Source organism: Streptomyces sp. NPDC096132 (assembly GCF_044763345.1).
Classification (GTDB): Bacteria; Actinomycetota; Actinomycetes; order Streptomycetales; family Streptomycetaceae; genus Streptomyces.
This window is the reverse complement of the sequence record NZ_JBIWGA010000100.1, coordinates 1-1,385: the sequence shown is the minus strand read 5'-3', so window position 1 is coordinate 1,385 and position 1,385 is coordinate 1. Positions and strand designations below refer to the sequence as shown.

Annotated in this window: 1 protein-coding gene and 1 pseudogene; both read left to right on the top strand. The window is 73.0% G+C overall.

Annotation, left to right across the window (positions count from 1 at the left end; all coding sequences use genetic code 11):
• Window positions 1–171 (top strand): annotated as a pseudogene (locus tag ACIRF9_RS52690) (type I glyceraldehyde-3-phosphate dehydrogenase); the annotation flags it as partial.
• A 100-nt stretch (window positions 172–271) separates the two neighbouring features.
• On the top strand, window positions 272–1,385 hold a 1,114-nt coding region (locus tag ACIRF9_RS52685; protein ID WP_403837825.1), incomplete at its 3' end, for a GNAT family N-acetyltransferase.

Sequence of the window (1,385 nt, the reverse complement as noted above, 5' to 3'; positions counted from 1 at the left end):
AAGGCCCCGATCGTCTCCCGCGACGTCATCGGCGACCCCTCGTCCTGCGTCTTCGACCCCGCCCTGACGCAGGCCAACGGCACCCTGGCCAAGATCTTCGGCTGGTACGACAACGAGTGGGGCTACACCAACCGGCTCCTGGACCTGACAGCGCTGGTCGCGGACCACTGACGCCTGCCGACCGGCCCCGGCGCGACCCCGTACAGCCCATGGGCTCCTTGTGCGCTCCGCCGGACGATCGAAGCACCGAAAGCGATGGAGGAGACCTGCGATGACGGACGACCTGCTCGACCGGCCCCCGGTCCACGCCCTGCTCGCGGACGGCACCACCGTCTGCATCCGGCCGGTGCTGCCGGGTGACCACGGACAACTGCAGGGGCTCTACGAGGAGATGTCGCCCGAGAACCTCCGCCTGCGGTTCTTCGCGCCCAGCCAGCGGTCGGCCGCCCTGGCCGCCGACCGGGCCTGCGCCCCGGCCCGCCCGGGCTACCGGGCATTGCTGGCCGAAGTGGACGGACGGGCGATCGGACTCGCCGAGTACGACACCGGCGAAGAGAAGGACGGCGGTGGAGACAAGGGCGTCGCGGAGATCTCCATCGCCGTCGCCGACGGCCTGCACCACCGGGGTGTGGGCACCCTCCTCGTCGAGCACCTGGTCTCGGCGGCGCGGGCGGCGGGCATCACCACGTTCACCGCCGACGCGCTCAGCGAGAACCACGAGGTGCTCCGGCTCTTCGCCGACCTCGGCCTGCGCACCACCCGCCGCTTCGAGGGACCCGAGGTGCGCTGCACCATCCACCTCGACCAGGACGACACCTACCTGTCGGCCGTGGAGGCCCGCGGCCGGGCCGCCGACGTGGCCAGCCTGCTGTCCCTGCTGCGGCCGTCCGCCGTCGCCGTGGTCGGAGCGGGACGTACCCCCGGGTCGGTGGGCCGGGCCGTCCTGCACCATCTGCACACGGGCGGCTACACCGGTCGCCTGTTCGCGGTGAATCCGAAGGTCACCTCCCTGCTCGGTGTGCCGTGCCACCCTTCGGTGGCGGCGCTGCCGAAGACACCCGACCTGGTGATCGTGGCTGTGCCTGCCGGCGGGGTGCCGGCCGTCGCCGAGGAGTGCGGTCGGGCCGGGGTACGCGCCCTCGTCGTCGTCACGGCCGGCCTCGACCACCAGCAGGCACAGGCCCTGCTGGCCACCTGCCGCGCCTACGGCATGCGCATGGTCGGCCCCAACTGCCTCGGCATCTCCCACACGGAAGCCGGTCTGAGCCTGGACGCGACCTTCGCGGCCGAGCACCCCCGCCCCGGGACGGCCGGCGTCGCCGTGCAGTCCGGCGGGGTCGGCATCGCGCTGCTCGACGGACTGTCCCGGCTGGGCATCGGCGTCT